An 18,105-nucleotide genomic window follows, 5' to 3' on the forward strand; every position below is an offset into this window, starting at 1 on the left:
AAATGAAAATAACAATCATAACACTACTCGCATTTGCGTTATCACTCACACTTTATTCATTTGCTAAACCAAATACAGAAACATTTTCTTTAACAATTGATGTAAAGAATTTACGGAATGAAAAAGGAGTAGTTCAATTTGCACTTTATAACAAAGACGGCTCAATTCCAGATGAAGATTATGAGGATTATTACAAAATTTTGAAAGGAGAAATTATAAACGGCTCATCTACGATTTCTTTTAAAAATATTCCAACTGGAAAATATGCTGTTAACATTTTACACGATGAAAACAAAAATGGCAAAATTGATAAAGGATTTATTTTACCGATAGAAGGTATTGGGTTCTCAAATTTTCAATCAATTGGCTTGACAAACAGACCCAATTTTTCAAGAGCAAGTTTTGAGTTGAAAGAAAACAAGACAATTAATGTAAAGGTGATTTATATGTAAGACAGTTAAGCCATCGCACAGGTGTAAGCACATTTGCAATTACTCACCATTTAAATATTTTACTTTTGGGTTTTAGTTAACTACGTTTCGCACAAGCCGACCCACGATCCAAGTTTTGCAAAAGAGCCAATTCCTCCACCCTTATAGGATTTTTATCTCGTTGAATATCAATGATGTAATAAAATCTGTAAAAAATCTTAGAAATAATTTGTATAGTTAGGAATCCTTACTATATTTGCAGCGGCAATAATGCCAAACAACAATAAAATACATAAAGAAATGGCAAAATCAATTTTCTATCACGCAGGATGTCCTGTATGTGTGAGTGCAGAGCACGACATCGTTAACCTAATTGGAGCAACTAATGTAGAAATCGTTCACATTGGCGAAGACCGCAACCGCATTGCAGAAGCCGAAAAGACAGGTGTAAAATCTGTTCCAGCTTTGCTAACTCCAAATGGCAATGTATTACACATCAATTTTGGTGCGTCTATGGCTGACGTAAAAGGCTAAAAAAAATTTCTACTTTAAAGTTAGGAGTCCTAATTTTAATTAGGATTTCTAACTAGGTTTCAAACAATTAAATTTCAAAAAAATGAAACAAATATTTCTTCTTCTCGGACTTTCTCTTTTCGCAGTTCAAAGCTTTGCTTGCGACAAATGCGGAAACTACAACAATGATGATTTCCAAATCAAAAAAGTAAGCGTAAAACACTCACCTGAAATTGGTGCAACCATTTGGGAAATTACCGTAAAAGGAACGGCAGGAAAAACCACGCCAACACCAGTAGGTCAACTCAATGGAGCACCTGTTTTGGGATACGTTTTCCCAACTTCCTTGAAACCAACTGATGTTGGATTTGGCGATACTGAAGGAATCGTGGCTTTAGCCCTTACTTCACATCCTGATTTTGACGACACTCCTCTTTGGGATGAAAATTCAGACCGCAATTTTGCCAATGACGGAATTGTTTGGCATCCGCATTGGGTAATCTTAACAGAAGATAAGCGAGTAGAAGGTGGCTTAGCTGTAAAACAATTCGATCCAAAAGACACAACAGTCGTTTTACCTCCAACTAACCCTGGAATGCCAATGTATATGGATTCCCCCGGCTTTCAAGTTATCACAAAAGGAAATACAATAAGAGTAGTTGTTCCCGATTATCGAATAAACAACAAAACGGATTTTTCCTTTGACGGTGTTGCAGCCTTTATGCAAGTAAATACAGGCGGAGATGGTGGGCACGGTGGCGGAGACAAACCAATGCTTGGCGTTTACAAAGTGTATTCGGTAGCTAGTGGTAATTTATCCTTACCATACAAAGTAAAATAACTCAAGAAAATGGAAATTTCAGTTTACGATACGGTTTTTAAAAAAGAAGATGGAACGCTACTCAAATTTGACATACTTGTTCCATCAAGTTTTACTGACTTAGAGAAAATTTACGAGTTCGGTAATTCCTATTTAAAAGCTGAAAATATTAGTGCCACTAACCTCATAAGTGCTGATGAATGTGCTTTTTGTCATATGGAAGTAGCTACTAAAGCGATTGAAAATGATATAAGGCAAAAGGGATATTCAATTTTTAAGCACTGGGGATTCGAAACTTTAGTAAAATAAGCCAAATAATTTTGCCTTGTAAAGTTAGGAATCCTATCTTTACAAGGTTTTTATTTTCAACAAAATGAAACAAATAAACATATTGATTGCAATTGTCCTGTTACTAGGAATAACAACATTGGCACAATCAAACATCAAAACAGAAATAAAAATGAAAGTAGCAGTTTGGGACACCTATGTAACAAAAAAAGATGGTAGCATAATACACTTCGACATTGTCGCACCCGAAGAAATTAAAGATACTACCATAATTTACGGTTATGGTAGAGAATATTTAAAAACCAAAGGACAAGAAGATCAACCCTTAACATCAAAAGAATGTAGATTCTGCCACATCGAAACAGTGCGACCCCTATGGGAAGTTGAAATCAAACAAAAAGGGTATTTCATTATTGAAATGGAAAACTGTAAATGAAGAAAGTCATCACAAACCGAATGGACATTATGAAGAAATCATCTTTTCACTTAACGGAGCAAAACCAAAAAATTGAAAGTCGCATTGTTGTTGCTTTGGAACGAATTTCAGAAGCATTCAGAGTATTACTATGGAATGAAAGCAAAGAAAACTCATTAAGTCCGATACAAATTCAAATTTTAATTTTCATTTATTTCCACTCGCTGGAAAAGTGTAAAGTAGGATATTTGGCAGATGAGTTCAATATGACAAAAGCTACAATAAGCGATAGCGTAAAAATTTTGCTTTCAAAAGAACTAGTAACCAAGGAGACTGATCCAATTGACACTAGGAGTTTTTCGCTATCACTCACATACGAAGGAAAAAAAATAGCAAAGAAGGCTTCATTATTTGCTTCATCAATAGAACAACCCATTGAAAAACTGACACAGGAACAAAAAACAATAATGCTTAATGGATTGCTGAAATTGATTTATGACCTAAACAAATCAGGCATCATCACTATTCAAAGAATGTGTTTTACTTGCTCTAATTATCAACTTGAGAAAGGTGTTCACTACTGCAAACTTTTGAAATGTCAACTTGCCGAAAACGAATTGAGAATAGATTGTGCAGAACACGAATTGCAGCTATGAGTTTAATTGTTGAAAATTTAGCCAAAATTAAACTACGAATAAAAAATGCAGCCGAATTTTCAGGCAGAAACTTCAATGAAATTAAACTTCTACTAGCAACTAAAACAGTTTCGGCTCAAAATATTATTACTGGAATCGAAACAGGAGAAACCTTAATTGGAGAAAATAAAATACAAGAGCTAAAAGATAAATATGAAGAACTGAAAAATACTCCGCACCAAACCCATTTCATAGGACATCTTCAAACCAACAAAATCAAGGAAGTTATAAAATATGCTGACTGCATACAATCGATTGACAGAATTGAATTAGCTGAAAAATTGCAAAAGAGATTGGAATTTGAAAATAGAACCTTGGATGTTTTTATCCAAGTTAACACCTCTTATGAAGCAAGTAAGTTTGGTGTTTCACCCGAAAATACTTTGACTTTTGCTCAACAAGTTAAACAACTTGACAGACTAAATATTAAAGGTTTAATGACCATCGGACTTTTTTCTGCGGAAACAGAAAAAGTTCGCAAGTGCTTTCAATTACTAAAGAACATTCAGATACGAATGTTAGAAAAAGACTTACCTGTTTACGAATTATCAATGGGAATGAGCAACGATTTAGAAATAGCCATTGAAGAAGGTTCAACGATAATTCGTGTTGGAACTGCAATATTCGGCAAACGTCCTTATCCAGACAGCTATTATTGGAATGACAAACAAGCCAACCCACAGCTGTAAGCACATTTGCAATTCGCACAAGCCAACGCACAGACCAAAAATTGCAAAAGAGCTTCCACCTTTCCCACCCAAAGAAAAATTATTTTTTAAAATTTCCTTCCCTACTAAAATTTTTAAAACTGCTACCCACAGCCGACACAAACAGACCCATTCGCAACTCGACAATGACAGCGAAACTCACAGCAGACAAGGACTTTACAACCTCGACTGACAGAAGGCCAGCTTATAACAGCGGTTTGGCAAAAGTGGCGGTTCAGTGCTTCGTATGACAATTTTTCGTATAATTGAAGTGCGGTTCTTCGTATGAAGTTTAGTCGTTAAAATCGCCACCTTCGCCAAGCCGCAAAACGTTAGGTGCGATTTTAGAATCATCGAAAACCGAAAACTACTAGTCTTCCTTAGCGACAATCCTCACTCCTATTAGGACTCCATTTTGAACTTTTTTTCGAATTATTAGTTGTTCATTCGGACAACTTTATTATCTTTGCCTTTGATGGGACTTGAGAAAGTGAGAACGGTGTTTTTGTTTAAGGACTATTTTACTGACTTCTATACAAAACAGAAGCAAAAAGTAAAGGACAAAATACTTTGGACTTTCAGAATTATAGAAAGTCAAAAACATGTGCCGGAGGACTATTTAAAACATATTGAAGGCACGACCGGACTTTATGAAATCAGAGTGCAGCAGGGTGGCGACATTTTTCGAATATTTTGCTTTTTTGATGAAGGGAAACTGATCGTCCTGGCAAATGGATTTCAGAAAAAATCGCAAAAGACTCCAAGGGCAGAAATTGAAAAAGCTTTAAAAATTAAAACCGAATATGAAGAAGAAAAATAATCTAAAATCTCTTGACCAATTTGTGGAAGAACAATATGGTAAAAAAGGGACTGCTAAACGTGATAAATTTGAGAAGGGATTTAAAGCATTTGAACTTGGAGTTTTAATTCAACAAGCGCGACTTAAAAAAGGAATGACTCAAGAAGAACTTGCATTAAAGTGCGGAACTAATAAAGGCTATATTTCTAAAATCGAAAATAATATTAAAGAAGTGCGCATATCGACATTACAAAAAATAGTGGAACTTGGTTTGGACGGACATCTTGAACTTACAATTAAACTTTGAAATAAAATCATCCTCCGAAAAAACCGCACATAACAAGCAGATTTGCGCCAGCGGGGCGACGACCACCTCCGAATAATTCCCGATACCTAAAACTTCGTATTTTTATTATAGATTTTCGGTTGCCTTCTCCGCCGTCGCAAATCTGCAAAACGTTACAAGCAATTTTAACCAACTGTGTATAGACTAATTTTCATGTTGAGCATTTTGACTTGCACAATTTGCAATAATAATGTCGACTCGAGAGACAATTCTACTGAACTGCCCGACAAATCAAAAAATTCATTTGAGACTTGCTTTGGCAACATTGACACTTCAAAAGCTGGAAAGACCAAAGGTTGCTCTGGTGGAACTTATAAACTAATCAATGATAAATATGTAATTCGGATATTCCCTGACTTTAATATTCAGTTTGATAGTTGCTATATCGTAACCATTAACAGTTCAAATGCAGAACGACTGACAGAACTTTTAATATTTGAAAACAACAACGCAAACCTTACAAACATTTGCACAGACATTATAATAGTAAATAATCCTAAACCTACTCGACAATTATATGCGCAAAGCGGACAATTAATTATCGGGTTTAGCGACCCGATTGATCTTTATGGCAGCCCGACATGTCACACGACTATTTTAATAAAAAGACTTGTATTTATAGACAGACAAACGGGAGACAAAATAGTAATCGAGAATGAATTACTTTGGAAGGTGCTTGATACCGGGACACCTGGTTGACAGATAAACTGCTTGTAACAAGCACATTTGCGCCAGCGTGGCGACGACCACCTCAGAATATTTTTCAATCACCTAAAACTTCGTATTTTTATTAGAGATTTTCGATTGCCTTCCCCGCCATCGCAAATCTGCAAAACGTTAGCGGTAATTGTACCCAAACAAACTTAATTCTACTTAACAAAAGAACATTTGATTAAAATGAACTATCAAAAAGCTAAGATTCTTCTATGTTTGATAACTCTGACATTAATTGCAAGTAATAAAACTTCAAGTCAGACATCTTGTGACGCTACGATACACGCTATTGACTCAACTATTCGTGAATTAGTATTTCAGAAGAATAAGACATCAGGACATAGTGACTCAGAAACACCATTTGACACCTTAAATCTTAGAGTACTATTTACTTTTGACACCTATGGTGACTTTAAAGATATAAAGGTAAAGAAACTTCAATGTGTAAAATGCGGGGACGAAGATAAAAACCGCTTTAGAGAAGAAACTGTAAAATTAATATTAAGTGCGAAAGGAATAAAACCTTGCGATCTACCACTTAAATTTGAACTGCCAGTCAAATATGTTTTATACGACTAGGGAAAATAAAACAACTACCGCTAACAGCACATTTGCGCCAGCAGGGCGACGACCACCTCTGAATAATTTTCGATAACCCAAAACTTTGTATTTTTATTAAAGATTTTCGATCGCCTTCCCCGCCATCGCAAATCTGCGGAACGTTAGCGGTAATTAATGAGACAACTACCCTCTATATTGATTTCTATTTTAATTTTCTTGACTTCATGCCAAGACAGCAAAACAAGCTTTGAATATGACCCGACTGTTCAGTACCCCCTTTTAAATCCTGGAGATTTTTGGGTTGACAAATTTGACCAAAGAGGCTTGCAAAATGCTATTATCTACCGAGACAAAATTTATTGTAACACAATCGATGTTGCTGGTGACGGCAATTTTCTTTACTGTTTGAATCCGAAGAATGGACTTGTTGTCTGGCGTGGACATGTTGAAGCATATGCAACTCAACCAGCATCTTTTTTTAAGGACATAGTTATTTATAGTTCATACTTAGGCGACATTTCAACATTTGACAATGAAGGTGCAAATCTTTGGAACGCCAAGTTTGACCATCCATATGGAGGACATTGGCTTGATACAATTAATTCAAGGCTATTGGTAAAGACTGTTTATTGGAAATATGTTTCAGAGTACGATGTAAAGACTGGAATACTTATTTCAAACATTGAAAATGACTCTTTACAAAAACAAATTGAGAGCAAAATGAAAGATGAAAGACTTTTAGAAAAGCATGAGTATCATTTTATTGAAACGGGTAAACCATATACTCTTAAATGTAGACCCTCAAATGGGAATGAAATTGGAGAATATACAATCGAAATAGAAAAATAACTACCGCTAACAAGCACATTTGCGCCAGCTGGGCGACAACCACCTCAGAATAATTTTCGATAACCTAAAACTTTGTATTTTTATTAAAGATTTTCGGTTGCCTTCCCAGCCGTCGCAAATCTGCAAAACGTTATGTGCGATTTTAGAAATACTGAAAACATCATACTTTCAGGTCTGCTTCAGCGACAATCCACCCTCCTACCAAGTCTCTTAAATGAACTTTTTTTTATAAAAAATAGTTGTTCATTCGGACAACTTTATTATCTTTGCTTTTGATGGGACTTGAGAAAGTGAGAACGGTGTTTTTGTTTAAGGACTATTTTACTGACTTCTATGCAAAACAGAAGCAAAAAGTAAAGGACAAAATAATTTGGACTTTCAGAATTATTGAAGGACAAAAATATGTGCCGGAGGACTATTTAAAACATATCGAAGGCACGACCGGACTTTATGAAATCAGAGTTCAGCAGGGTGGCGACATTTTTCGAATATTTTGCTTTTTTGATGAAGGAAAGTTGATCGTCCTTGCAAATGGATTTCAGAAAAAATCGCAAAAGACTCCGAAGACAGAGATAGAAAAAGCTTTAAAAATTAAAAAAGAATATGAAGAAGAAAAATAATTTAAAATCCCTTGACCAATTTGTAGAAGAACAATATGGTAAAAAAGGGACGGTAAAACGTGATAAATTTGAGAAAGGCTTTAAATCATTTGAACTTGGTGTTTTAATTCAACAGGCGCGACTAAAAAAAGGAATGACTCAAGAAGAACTTGCGTTGAAATGCGGAACAAATAAAGGATACATTTCTAAAATAGAAAATAATATTAAAGAAGTCCGCATATCAACATTACAAAAAATAGTGGAACTTGGGTTGGGGGGACATCTTGAACTGACAATTAAACTTTGAAATAAAATCATCCTCCGAAAAAACCGCACATAACAAGCACATTTGCGCCAGCGGGGCGACGATCACCTCAGAATAATTTTCGATAACCTAAAACTTCGTATTTTTATTAAAGATTTTCGATTGCCTTCCCCGCCGTCGCAAATCTGCTGCACGTTAAATGCTATTGCTCGGAAATCAAAATCTCACTGCTAAACAAAATAATTTTCTTCCAATTTTAGGCGACAAATTTTTAATAATTTGCCGGTGACATGCAGAATAATATTTGCGACAAAATATTTCGGTAATTCATTTATCTGTTTTTTGACCTTTTTTGTGAAACGGGTGACTTCCAATTTTTAAAATAAATTCCTTGCGAACTTTTGAGAATTTTATGCTTGTTTTTTGGTGACAATTTATAAAAAATAGTGTGACAAATTGTTGAGTTACATTTTCGCATTTGTGTTTGCAGACAAAGTTGAATTTCGTGCGACATTGCAGAATATTTGCGACAAAATATTTTGGTAATTCATTTATCTGTTTTTTGACCTATTTTGTGAAACGGGTGACTTCCAATTTTTAAAATAAATTACATGCGAACATTTGAGAATTTTATGCTTGTTTTTTGGTGACAATTTTTAAAATAAATTCCGTGCGAACTATTGAGAATTTTATGCTTGTATTTTGGTGACAATTTTTAAAAAGAGTGTGACAAATTGTTGAGTTGCATTTAGCATTTGTGTTTGCAGACAAAGTTGAATTTCGTGCGACATTGCAGAATGCACTTTCAATAGAATGTGGCACCATCATTTAACAAAGGCTTTGCACAATGGTGGTTGATGAGAAAAATTGATATATTTGTTTTCAAATGTAAACCATAGGTTAACGGATGTGAAGCGGTTGGGTTTTCCACCACTGCGCAAAGCCCTAAACGTTATGTGTAAGCTTAAAGACAACGACCCCTAAACAAACAGACAGATAAAAATGAAACGTATTCTAACCTTCAAACATTGGCAACTCTTTTTACTAATTGTAATTACAGGTGCATGGACTTCACCAAGTCCGCTTAAAGAAATCATTAATTCAATTTCTTTAATAACATTTACTATTTGGATTTATTCAATTGGAGTTTATGGACAAGAAAGAGTTGCAACTTTGGGACTTCCGCCCTTAAATCTAAAGCTATTCAAGACCAATATTTTATTGCTTCCGATTTTACTCATTATTGTTTTTATCCTTGCACCGGAACAAACAGCAGACGACACCCAAACAGAATTTAACTTGCAGACAATATTACTTATACCAATTGCACTTTACTTATTCTTCGCCATTTTCCAGACAGTCATTTTTGCTTGCAAAACTTTGGCGACAATAGAACTTAAAAGAGAAGTAACTTTTGGCGACTATTTTGTAAACTTAATTTTAATTGGGATTTTAATTATTGGAGTTTGGATTATACAACCAAAAGTGACAAGACTTATTGCGGACGATGACACGACACCAATAGAATGACAAAAAAGCCTACACATAACAGCACCTACCCAAAAGGCGGGGTTTCGTGTTCCAAAGTCAGTTTTGTGGTTAATCAAACATTAGTTTTTCAAATCAAGTTTTGTGGTAAAAGTCCCGCCCTTCGGGTAGCTGCAAAACGTTAGTGGCAAGGCTATGACGACACAACCCGACAGAGAAATCGGGTTCTTTTTGATAATCTGTATTTAAGTAGTTGCTTAAATAAACAAATTGACTATCTTTGCACTATGGACAATAATTCTTGCATAAGACAACAAGCGGACATTAAACAAATAAACCGTTGTAAAGACCGAGTTTCAGAACTCAACGGCTCGTTTGACTATTTATCGAACGGACTTGAATTGGCGGGAAACAACGTAAGACTGAAAATTCTCTTTCTACTTTATGAAGAAAAACGACTTTGTGTTTGCGACATCAGCGACATTCTCGGTATGACAATTTCGGCAGTTTCTCAACACTTGCGAAAACTTAAAGACCGAAAACTAATTGAAACCGAACGAGAAGCTCAAACCATTTTTTACTCATTGACAAAGGAGTATGAAAAAATGTTGAAACCGTTTTTTAAAATTCTTGATGAAAACAAAATCTTGGAAACAATATGAAAACAGACAATAAACTAATCGGTGCAGGACTTTTGACAGCTATTGCAGCTTCATTATGTTGCATTACACCTGTTTTAGCTCTAATAGCAGGAACAAGCGGACTTGCGTCAACTTTTTCTTGGCTTGAACCTTTCAGACCGTATTTTATCGGCTTGACAATTTTGGTGCTTGGATTTGCTTGGTATCAAAAATTGAAACCTAAAAAGCAAATTGACTGCAACTGTGACACGGAAGAAAAACCAAAATTCATTCAGTCAAAAATGTTTTTAGGAATTATTACTGCATTTGCAATTGTTATGCTTGCCTTTCCTTACTATTCAAGCATTTTCTACCCAAAGACAGAAAAGCAAATCATCGTAGTTGACAAATCAAATGTGCAAAAAGTGGAATTTACAATTAGCGGAATGACTTGTGCAAGTTGCGAAGAACACGTTAATCACGAAGTAAATAAATTGACAGGAATAATAAGTTCAAACGCTTCTTATGAAAATGGAAATGCAATCGTAGAATTTGACAACTCAAAAACAAATATTTCTGAAATTGAAAAAGCAATAAACTCAACAGGATATTCCGTAACCGACAAAAAAGAAAATTAAAATGGAAATCAAATTACAATCAACAATCACTTGCCCCAACTGCGGACACAAGAAAGAAGAAACAATGCCGACAGACGCTTGTCAATATTTTTACGAGTGTGAAAAATGCAAACAAGTTCTTAAACCAAAACAAGGCGACTGCTGTGTTTATTGCAGTTACGGAAGTGTTGCTTGTCCGCCAATTCAGCAAGACAAAAAATGTTGCTAATGGACAGAAAACAAAGAAGCCCAGCCACTAACACGGGTTTGGCAAAAGTGGCGGTTCAGTGCTCCGCAGACACATTTGTGGGTAATCAAACATTGGTTCTCCGCATTAACATTTGTGGTGAAAATCGCCACCTTCGCCAAGCCCCAAACCGTTAAATGCTATTGCTCGGAAATCAAAATCTCACTGCTAAACAAAATAATTTTCTTCCAATTTTAGGCGACAAATTTTTAATAATTTGCCGGTGACATGCAGAATAATATTTGCGACAAAATATTTCGGTAATTCATTTATCTGTTTTTTGACCTTTTTTGTGAAACGGGTGACTTCCAATTTTTAAAATAAATTCCTTGCGAACTTTTGAGAATTTTATGCTTGTTTTTTGGTGACAATTTATAAAAAATAGTGTGACAAATTGTTGAGTTACATTTTCGCATTTGTGTTTGCAGACAAAGTTGAATTTCGTGCGACATTGCAGAATATTTGCGACAAAATATTTTGGTAATTCATTTATCTGTTTTTTGACCTATTTTGTGAAACGGGTGACTTCCAATTTTTAAAATAAATTACATGCGAACATTTGAGAATTTTATGCTTGTTTTTTGGTGACAATTTTTAAAATAAATTCCGTGCGAACTATTGAGAATTTTATGCTTGTATTTTGGTGACAATTTTTAAAAAAGAGTGTGACAAATTGTTGAGTTGCATTTAGCATTTGTGTTTGCAGACAAAGTTGAATTTCGTGCGACATTGCAGAATGCACTTTCAATAGAATGTGGCACCATCATTTAACAAAGGCTTTGCACAATGGTGGTTGATGAGAAAAATTGATATATTTGTTTTCAAATGTAAACCATAGGTTAACGGATGTGAAGCGGTTGGGTTTTCCACCACTGCGCAAAGCCCTAAACGTTATGCCCAATGCAAAATGACGAAACAATGGAAATAGTAATTCTCAGACAAAATAACAACGACCTACTTAGACAAAATCAAATTAAGTGGACATTGTTTACACAAAAAAATATTAATCTCTTTATTTTATATGCAATAGCCGGAACATTGATTTTAATGGGATCAGGAATGTCTCAAAATGAGGGTGTGAACTTTTGGGGACCCAGTTCATCATTCGGACTTAGTCTTATTTTTCTATCAATTTTCTATTTCTTCCAAACATATCAAAACAAAGCAAAGTTTATAGCAAGGACAAAGCATTACATAGACCGTTTTAATAGTCAGAAAGAGGGCATAGAAATAACAATTACTGACTCCAGCGTTACATACAAGGACTTTGAAACAACTTCTGAAATGAAGTGGACATTTTTTTCACAGTATAAAGTCTATAAAGACTATTTATTTATCATTTCTGAAAGTGGCTACCTTAGTTCTATAATCATAAATAAAAATGAAATTAACCCAGAAAAATTTTCTAAACTATTCGCCTTTGTAAAAAATACATTACAAGAAAGAAAATAAAACTGCGGACTGTTACGAGACACACCTTCGACAAATTAGCACTGGGCATAACAAGCACATTTGCGCCAGCGGGGCGACGACCTCCTCCGAATAATTTTCGATAACCAAAAACTTTGTATTTTTATTAAAGATTTTCGATTGCCTTCCCCGCCATCGCAAATCTGCTGCACGTTAGGTGCAATTAATAGAACTTAAAAATGACAGACGACCACTCACAACATGACAATCAATCTAAACAGCGAATCGTTGAGGATATTGAGAAATACAGCTGTCATATAGCCCTCTTGGAGCCTGACAATTATTTGCCAGGTTTTGCTTATACAATTGGACTATATGAAAAATTTGGCCATCCAGAGATAATATGTTTCGGCTTGCCGACAAATGTTATGGGGTCTGTTTTAAACACCGCACGTGATATTGTAAAGCAAGGTGGTAAAATTACGACCACCAAACAATACCCTGATTTTCTCAACAACTATAATGTTGAATTTATTAATGTTGATAAGGAATTTTATGCTAATTACTTTGGCTATGCTGGTTGGTATTATAACATGACTTTTAACTTTCCTGTTTTACAATTGGTTTGGCCCGACAAACAAAACAAATTTCCTTGGGACAAAGACTTTAATCCCGACTGGAAATTCAAACAACCATTACTCGACCGTAACACAGACTTCAAATTCTACGAAGAAAGGAATGTTGCTGTTTTTACAACAAAACAAGCATTTGAAGGGCAACCTATCTTATTCGTATACCATAACGAAAACGGAGATTGGCAATTTCAAACTAGTGAATTACCGGACATTCAAGATTCAATGGTAGTTGCACTCGAAAATATAACCAAACTGGATCCCACTATTAATGAGATTTATCACTTACAATATGGGTGGCGCGCTTGGAGAAAAAGCACAGCGGAAGATTGGCAATACGAAAAATATTTGCCAGAAGAATAACTGCACATAACTCCAAGTAAACGTAAGCTCCTTTTTAATACATTTATTTTGAAAGGAGCCTACGCCTGCTTGGAAAATGTGAGGTATTATTTTAATCAACCCCTCCAACTATAATTTATCGAAATATAGGACTTGACAATTTTAGACCTCTGTTTGGTAAATAATGCTCACTTACGCGACAGAAATTTGCGGCGAATCTAAGGATGAATTTTTTTTGCCTACTATAAAAATATCTTAGTGAATATATTGAGAAACGGATCGCAAATAATTTGCAACGGGAAAAACATATAACCTATTGCAATAAGTTAAGGACGAATAATTCTGGAGTGGGGCCATCCATTTTCCGGTGACAATTAAACTGGCGACTGTTACGATAATGTTTGGTGACTTTAAAACCGAGTAGACCAATTTGAGGAGCCAATAGTCCAAAAACAGCACCTAACAAGCACATTTGCGCCAGCGGGGCGACGACCACCTCAGAATAATTTTCGATAACCTGAAACTTCGTATTTTTATTAAAGATTTTCGATAGCCTTCCCCGCCGTCGCAAATCTGCGGAACGTTATGGTTATGATATAGATGAAATAATAAGATATTATGATATTACCGATGGCGTTATACAAGCTGATGTTCCTTCTTATCTAATCACAATAAATGATGATTTAATCGATGATGGAATATGTCAGGATTGCGGTGACTGGATGAATGAAACCAGATATAAGAATGATTTGGAATCATTTTATGCAAAATGGGAGACACAAGATGAAATTCCGTTTGATGTCACAGATCCCAGGCATGAATATATCAACCAATTTATTGACATGGTAAATGAAATTGAATTGGCACACGGTTATAAAATTGATGTTTTGCTTGACCTGAATATTTTAAGTGAGTCCGCTGCTCAATGCAAGACGATTGTAAAATATATGCGTGATCATTTGCAAAACGGAGTTACAGACGTAAATGTGGTTGGCGTAGAAATGGGAAATGAATGTTATCTGAACTGGGGCACAGACTTAATGGGTTTTGATACATTTGGCGATTATTGGAATTTTATCAATGGTAGTAATTCTGCACTTACAACAACAGAACGGAATTTTATTTTTGGCGACCTTCCGATTAAAACAAGTCATAACTTTATTAACAAATTTAAAGCAGATGAAAATTTTATTTGCAAAGTTGGGATCCCGGCTGATAACCCACAGAATACAGAAGCAACCACATATATGTTTAGGGAAAGTGCTTTTAAGGGATTGCCAATTACAACAGGATGGAATGGCGCTTTGGCCAACCCAGTAATTTATGGTTCTACCATCACTGCCGGAAACGAAACAAGATTTAAATTTGATGCTGTAATTCTACATACGTATTATGATGCAACAACTAATTATCTCCATATTCCATTGGACAATTTGTGCAATTTATATCCGTCTGATGGATTTCCCTCCTGTGTTCACTCCATTGGTTGTCCATGGCCACCTGGTAGCTCCAATTGGCAATTTGATAGTTATGATTCCCGTTTAGCTGCAGCTTATCAGGGTATTTTGGGCACTTCAATTGCTCCACCATTTGGTAATTTCAAGACAGCCTTGAAATCCCGCTATTTAGAATACTATGACAAACAAAAAACCGTCTTAAAATTTTCACCTTCTAATCCGTATCCAAAGGAACTATGGAATACGGAATGGAATCTTAAAGATAAGGTCACTAGTGATACAATAAATGATGAAGAACAAGCATTAATAAGTATTTACAATAATAGTTTTCCACACGGATTATTAACGCAGGAAATTTTATTGAAAAATATTAAATTAAATTTCACAACAGGTTACACGCCTTCATTTTTTACTTATTCAACCTTTCACAATTACGCAGGTGGTGGTTGGACAGATATGTTGAACATTGCCGATTGTGCCGACTGCAAAAATCATATTGCAGACGATGGCACTCCCGATCCGCTTGATCCGGCCGACTATACAGGTGATGATATTAACTATTATGTGCGGAGAACAGAGTATTATATAATGCAATTATTGAGTGAAATTAATAAAAACGACTTGGAATACCTGCCTGCAAATTTTTCCATGTTTGTGGCCAATCCTAATTTGCAGCCTACTGTATTTATTGACCCGGAACATGAAAATCTGTATGTGTATTTTACTAACATGAAGAATGAAACACAGAGTTATGTAATCAATCCAAATCTTTTGATTAATCTTTACCCTTCAGCATTGGCATTGGGTTTTGAAAATGCTATTATTTATGCTATTGAGGCAAAGCAGCCTTACTCGAACTCAGGTTTAAGCACGCTTTATACAGTGCATACCTGTTATAATTGCCATAGCGCATTTGACGGATATGACAACCCTCATCCATTTGAAATCCAAAGAATATCAGATCCGATATCCAATGATCCTGAATGCGCTGACGGATTGCCATCGGGTGCTGAATGTGTTACAGTTCCAAAATTATCAATTGGTTATTTTAAAATTCCAATCCATGTTGTATATGATCCAGACCCACATGAAAGAGAAGATGGAAATAATCTTGCGCAATATGTAACCGTGTATCCCAACCCAACACCGGGAACATTTAGCATCAGGAGCGAGGTCAGCGGCATATTTTCAACTGATCAATTAGAAGTTAATGTATATTCCATTACGGGAAATTTGCTATATCAAACGGTAGTAACTGAAAATCAGCCAGTGAATATTTCAAATCTTCCATCGGGCTTGTATATGATAGGTATAAAAAATGGAACAACAATTTCAATTACTAAACAATTAATAAAAATAGATTGAAATGAAGAATAAGCAATTTTCAATTGAGCAGTATGCAGCCTTAACGGCTGCATTCCTGCTCATTCAAAAACAAGCAGGAACACAAGTCATTTATACTGATCTTGTGCCCGATTTGATTTTTCAGTATGATGGTGATTTTGAATATATTGATATGAATAACGATGGTATTAATGAGTTCGGGTTTTTAAAGTCAACCGGCATACACTCAAATCTTACAACACCAAGTTTGAATACATCATGGTATTACAGAGTTAATATATGGGTTGGTCCCGCTATAATCGGTCCTGCGATTGCAGGTGAAACGGCTCATGCTAGTTCTGCGGCAGGTACATATTACTTTCCGTATGCTTTACAATCTGGAATGCCTATAGATAATGAATTGAGCTTTCAAGTAGGAGGATTTCAGCAATTGGCATCAAAAACTGAAAAAATATATTATGGATCATCCTACACAATTATCGGATTAGGAGAGTGGAACATAGGCATAGGCAACTGGGATGATGATAACATGGACTCGACTAGATATTTAGGGGTTCGTTTTAAGGATCAGGAAAATTGTCTTCACTATGGCTGGATACGTTGCGCAGTTGTTGATTCAATTGACAAACTGATTGTAAAAGACTTTGCTTATGAAGCGCAATGTAATAAGGCAATTATTGCGGGCGATACTATTTCCTATGTGAACATAAATAATTTACAAAATTCGCTTGATGCCAGTGTTTATAGCTTTAATAAAACTGTTTTTATTCATATTGAAAATTTTTACAATGTTCAATTAATTATTTCGGATATTACCGGAAAGAAAATCATTACTAAAGAAGTAAAAAATGAAAATGATGAAATAAATATGAATAGTTATGCATCTGGCTTTTATTTAGTGACCTTGTTAATGAGCGAAAAACGATTTGATAAAAAAGTAATGATTGAATAAATCGACCAACCACTCGGCTATAACAAAAGCTTTGCAAAATGGCGGGTGACGAGTAACCATGGAAATTAATTATTAACTACAATTATTGGTTTCCATGAACAATATCGTTTAGCTACCGCCACTTCGCAAAGCTTCTAAACGTTATGTGCGATTTTAAACCATCCACAATTTACACTTATGGACAAAATTCTAAAAATTAAAGTTTCACTTTAGGAAAACTTTTGTATCTTTGCATTGTGGAGAAAGGAGAATTCAGGACGATTGTTTTTTACAAAGATTATTTTCAGACTTTCTTTGACAAACAAACTAAGAAAGTAAAGGCCAAAATCGTTTGGACCTTCGACTTGATTGAGGACACTCAGAGAGTTCCTGAAACTTATCTTAAACACATTGAAGGGACGAATGGTTTATTTGAAATCAAAATTCAGTTTGGGAGTGACATCTTTCGGATTTTCTGTTTTTTCGACAAGGGACAACTTATCATATTAGCAAATGGATTCCAAAAAAAAACACAAAAAACACCTAAAAAAGAAATAGAATTAGCTATTAAAATAAAATCAGAATATGAAAAAGAAAAATAAAAACTTGACATCTCTCGAAGACTTTAAAGTGAAAAATTATGGCAAACGTGGGACAAAAAAACGCGAGGAATTAGAAGCTAGTTATGAAAACTTTAAAATCGGAGTTTTACTTCTTGAGGCAAGACTTGAAAAAGGTTTAACACAGGAACAACTTGCGGCTAAAGCAGGGACAACAAAATCTTATATCTCAAAAATTGAAAATAATATAAAAGAAGTTCGTATTTCGACTCTTCAAAAGATTGTGGAGACCGGACTTGGAGGACATCTTGAATTATCGATCAAATTATAATGAATATTAACCAAAGAATAAACCGCACATAACAAGCACATTTGCGCCAGCGGGGCGACGACTTCCTCCGAATAATTTTCGATAACCCAAAACTTCGTATTTTTATTAAAGATTTTCGGTTGCC

At 35.1% G+C, this 18,105-nt stretch carries 23 protein-coding genes; all 23 read left to right on the forward strand.

All coding sequences use genetic code 11. The features are described 5' to 3' along the window. Window positions 1-2 precede the first annotated feature (2 nt). The 23 genes from IPI31_15440 (at window position 3) to IPI31_15550 (ending at window position 17,981) form a co-directional block, all read left to right on the forward strand. Entirely contained in the window at window positions 3-452 is a 450-nt protein-coding gene (locus tag IPI31_15440; protein MBK7569214.1) for a DUF2141 domain-containing protein, read from the forward strand. Between the two features lie 279 nt (window positions 453-731). Then, window positions 732-965 carry a thioredoxin family protein gene (locus tag IPI31_15445; protein ID MBK7569215.1) on the forward strand — a complete coding sequence of 78 codons (234 nt, stop codon included), beginning with the start codon at window positions 732-734 and terminating at the stop codon, window positions 963-965. A gap of 82 nt (window positions 966-1,047) precedes the next feature. Then, complete coding sequence (locus tag IPI31_15450; GenBank protein MBK7569216.1) at window positions 1,048-1,785, forward strand: hypothetical protein; 738 nt, start codon at window positions 1,048-1,050, stop codon at window positions 1,783-1,785. A 9-nt stretch (window positions 1,786-1,794) separates the two neighbouring features. After that, entirely contained in the window at window positions 1,795-2,073 is a 279-nt protein-coding gene (locus IPI31_15455) for a DUF2024 family protein (protein MBK7569217.1), read from the forward strand. A gap of 151 nt (window positions 2,074-2,224) precedes the next feature. After that, entirely contained in the window at window positions 2,225-2,488 is a 264-nt protein-coding gene (locus IPI31_15460) for a DUF2024 family protein (protein ID MBK7569218.1), read from the forward strand. Between the two features lie 29 nt (window positions 2,489-2,517). After that, window positions 2,518-3,123 (forward strand): winged helix-turn-helix transcriptional regulator, encoded by a 606-nt coding sequence (locus IPI31_15465; protein MBK7569219.1) that lies wholly within the window; start codon window positions 2,518-2,520, stop codon window positions 3,121-3,123. Then, a complete protein-coding gene (locus IPI31_15470) occupies window positions 3,120-3,851 on the forward strand; it encodes a YggS family pyridoxal phosphate-dependent enzyme (GenBank protein ID MBK7569220.1) in 732 nt (243 codons plus the stop codon). Before IPI31_15465 ends, IPI31_15470 begins: the two co-directional genes overlap by 4 nt. A 493-nt stretch (window positions 3,852-4,344) precedes the next feature. Then, a complete protein-coding gene (locus IPI31_15475) occupies window positions 4,345-4,689 on the forward strand; it encodes a type II toxin-antitoxin system RelE/ParE family toxin (protein MBK7569221.1) in 345 nt (114 codons plus the stop codon). Next, the gene (locus IPI31_15480) at window positions 4,673-4,975 is read left to right on the forward strand and encodes a helix-turn-helix transcriptional regulator (GenBank protein MBK7569222.1); all 303 of its coding nucleotides are present in this window, start codon (window positions 4,673-4,675) and stop codon (window positions 4,973-4,975) included. Before IPI31_15475 ends, IPI31_15480 begins: the two co-directional genes overlap by 17 nt. Window positions 4,976-5,167: 192 nt before the next feature. Then, entirely contained in the window at window positions 5,168-5,713 is a 546-nt protein-coding gene (locus IPI31_15485; GenBank protein ID MBK7569223.1) for a hypothetical protein, read from the forward strand. Window positions 5,714-5,911: 198 nt separating this feature from the next. Beyond that, entirely contained in the window at window positions 5,912-6,307 is a 396-nt protein-coding gene (locus tag IPI31_15490; GenBank protein MBK7569224.1) for a hypothetical protein, read from the forward strand. 156 nt (window positions 6,308-6,463) lie between these two features. Beyond that, window positions 6,464-7,138 (forward strand): hypothetical protein, encoded by a 675-nt coding sequence (locus tag IPI31_15495; GenBank protein MBK7569225.1) that lies wholly within the window; start codon window positions 6,464-6,466, stop codon window positions 7,136-7,138. Between the two features lie 275 nt (window positions 7,139-7,413). Further along, window positions 7,414-7,758 (forward strand): type II toxin-antitoxin system RelE/ParE family toxin, encoded by a 345-nt coding sequence (locus IPI31_15500; protein ID MBK7569226.1) that lies wholly within the window; start codon window positions 7,414-7,416, stop codon window positions 7,756-7,758. Next, window positions 7,742-8,044, forward strand: a complete 303-nt coding sequence (locus IPI31_15505; GenBank protein MBK7569227.1) for a helix-turn-helix transcriptional regulator — start codon at window positions 7,742-7,744, stop codon at window positions 8,042-8,044. The genes IPI31_15500 and IPI31_15505 overlap by 17 nt, the downstream gene beginning before the upstream one ends. Before the next feature lie 960 nt (window positions 8,045-9,004). Next, a complete protein-coding gene (locus tag IPI31_15510) occupies window positions 9,005-9,532 on the forward strand; it encodes a hypothetical protein (GenBank protein ID MBK7569228.1) in 528 nt (175 codons plus the stop codon). Window positions 9,533-9,777: 245 nt separating this feature from the next. Next, the gene (locus IPI31_15515; protein MBK7569229.1) at window positions 9,778-10,152 is read left to right on the forward strand and encodes a winged helix-turn-helix transcriptional regulator; all 375 of its coding nucleotides are present in this window, start codon (window positions 9,778-9,780) and stop codon (window positions 10,150-10,152) included. Next, window positions 10,149-10,748 carry a mercuric transport protein MerTP gene (merTP, locus tag IPI31_15520; GenBank protein ID MBK7569230.1) on the forward strand — a complete coding sequence of 200 codons (600 nt, stop codon included), beginning with the start codon at window positions 10,149-10,151 and terminating at the stop codon, window positions 10,746-10,748. Before IPI31_15515 ends, merTP begins: the two co-directional genes overlap by 4 nt. Window positions 10,749-11,874: 1,126 nt before the next feature. Next, window positions 11,875-12,426: a hypothetical protein gene (locus tag IPI31_15525; protein MBK7569231.1), complete on the forward strand. Its 552-nt coding sequence runs from the start codon at window positions 11,875-11,877 to the stop codon at window positions 12,424-12,426. A 197-nt stretch (window positions 12,427-12,623) separates the two neighbouring features. Then, a complete protein-coding gene (locus tag IPI31_15530) occupies window positions 12,624-13,379 on the forward strand; it encodes a DUF4262 domain-containing protein (GenBank protein ID MBK7569232.1) in 756 nt (251 codons plus the stop codon). A gap of 701 nt (window positions 13,380-14,080) precedes the next feature. After that, a complete protein-coding gene (locus IPI31_15535; protein ID MBK7569233.1) occupies window positions 14,081-16,180 on the forward strand; it encodes a T9SS type A sorting domain-containing protein in 2,100 nt (699 codons plus the stop codon). A gap of 1 nt (window position 16,181) precedes the next feature. Then, window positions 16,182-17,111, forward strand: a complete 930-nt coding sequence (locus tag IPI31_15540) for a T9SS type A sorting domain-containing protein (protein ID MBK7569234.1) — start codon at window positions 16,182-16,184, stop codon at window positions 17,109-17,111. Window positions 17,112-17,344: 233 nt separating this feature from the next. Further along, window positions 17,345-17,692: a type II toxin-antitoxin system RelE/ParE family toxin gene (locus tag IPI31_15545; GenBank protein ID MBK7569235.1), complete on the forward strand. Its 348-nt coding sequence runs from the start codon at window positions 17,345-17,347 to the stop codon at window positions 17,690-17,692. Beyond that, window positions 17,676-17,981: a helix-turn-helix transcriptional regulator gene (locus IPI31_15550; protein MBK7569236.1), complete on the forward strand. Its 306-nt coding sequence runs from the start codon at window positions 17,676-17,678 to the stop codon at window positions 17,979-17,981. Before IPI31_15545 ends, IPI31_15550 begins: the two co-directional genes overlap by 17 nt. The last annotated feature ends 124 nt before the right edge of the window (window positions 17,982-18,105 follow it).

The organism is Bacteroidota bacterium, from assembly GCA_016706865.1.
In the GTDB taxonomy this organism is placed as follows: domain Bacteria; phylum Bacteroidota; class Bacteroidia; order Chitinophagales; family BACL12; genus UBA7236.

What these genes read in the sequence shown, in the direction of transcription:
- IPI31_15440 (MBK7569214.1), top strand. Translation starts at nt 3, where the DNA reads ATGAAAATAACAATCATAACACTACTCGCATTTGCGTTATCACTCACA.
- IPI31_15445 (MBK7569215.1), top strand. Translation starts at nt 732, where the DNA reads ATGGCAAAATCAATTTTCTATCACGCAGGATGTCCTGTATGTGTGAGT.
- IPI31_15450 (MBK7569216.1), top strand. Translation starts at nt 1,048, where the DNA reads ATGAAACAAATATTTCTTCTTCTCGGACTTTCTCTTTTCGCAGTTCAA.
- IPI31_15455 (MBK7569217.1), top strand. Translation starts at nt 1,795, where the DNA reads ATGGAAATTTCAGTTTACGATACGGTTTTTAAAAAAGAAGATGGAACG.
- IPI31_15460 (MBK7569218.1), top strand. Translation starts at nt 2,225, where the DNA reads ATGAAAGTAGCAGTTTGGGACACCTATGTAACAAAAAAAGATGGTAGC.
- IPI31_15465 (MBK7569219.1), top strand. Translation starts at nt 2,518, where the DNA reads ATGAAGAAATCATCTTTTCACTTAACGGAGCAAAACCAAAAAATTGAA.
- IPI31_15470 (MBK7569220.1), top strand. Translation starts at nt 3,120, where the DNA reads ATGAGTTTAATTGTTGAAAATTTAGCCAAAATTAAACTACGAATAAAA.
- IPI31_15475 (MBK7569221.1), top strand. Translation starts at nt 4,345, where the DNA reads ATGGGACTTGAGAAAGTGAGAACGGTGTTTTTGTTTAAGGACTATTTT.
- IPI31_15480 (MBK7569222.1), top strand. Translation starts at nt 4,673, where the DNA reads ATGAAGAAGAAAAATAATCTAAAATCTCTTGACCAATTTGTGGAAGAA.
- IPI31_15485 (MBK7569223.1), top strand. Translation starts at nt 5,168, where the DNA reads ATGTTGAGCATTTTGACTTGCACAATTTGCAATAATAATGTCGACTCG.
- IPI31_15490 (MBK7569224.1), top strand. Translation starts at nt 5,912, where the DNA reads ATGAACTATCAAAAAGCTAAGATTCTTCTATGTTTGATAACTCTGACA.
- IPI31_15495 (MBK7569225.1), top strand. Translation starts at nt 6,464, where the DNA reads ATGAGACAACTACCCTCTATATTGATTTCTATTTTAATTTTCTTGACT.
- IPI31_15500 (MBK7569226.1), top strand. Translation starts at nt 7,414, where the DNA reads ATGGGACTTGAGAAAGTGAGAACGGTGTTTTTGTTTAAGGACTATTTT.
- IPI31_15505 (MBK7569227.1), top strand. Translation starts at nt 7,742, where the DNA reads ATGAAGAAGAAAAATAATTTAAAATCCCTTGACCAATTTGTAGAAGAA.
- IPI31_15510 (MBK7569228.1), top strand. Translation starts at nt 9,005, where the DNA reads ATGAAACGTATTCTAACCTTCAAACATTGGCAACTCTTTTTACTAATT.
- IPI31_15515 (MBK7569229.1), top strand. Translation starts at nt 9,778, where the DNA reads ATGGACAATAATTCTTGCATAAGACAACAAGCGGACATTAAACAAATA.
- merTP (MBK7569230.1), top strand. Translation starts at nt 10,149, where the DNA reads ATGAAAACAGACAATAAACTAATCGGTGCAGGACTTTTGACAGCTATT.
- IPI31_15525 (MBK7569231.1), top strand. Translation starts at nt 11,875, where the DNA reads ATGCAAAATGACGAAACAATGGAAATAGTAATTCTCAGACAAAATAAC.
- IPI31_15530 (MBK7569232.1), top strand. Translation starts at nt 12,624, where the DNA reads ATGACAGACGACCACTCACAACATGACAATCAATCTAAACAGCGAATC.
- IPI31_15535 (MBK7569233.1), top strand. Translation starts at nt 14,081, where the DNA reads ATGAATGAAACCAGATATAAGAATGATTTGGAATCATTTTATGCAAAA.
- IPI31_15540 (MBK7569234.1), top strand. Translation starts at nt 16,182, where the DNA reads ATGAAGAATAAGCAATTTTCAATTGAGCAGTATGCAGCCTTAACGGCT.
- IPI31_15550 (MBK7569236.1), top strand. Translation starts at nt 17,676, where the DNA reads ATGAAAAAGAAAAATAAAAACTTGACATCTCTCGAAGACTTTAAAGTG.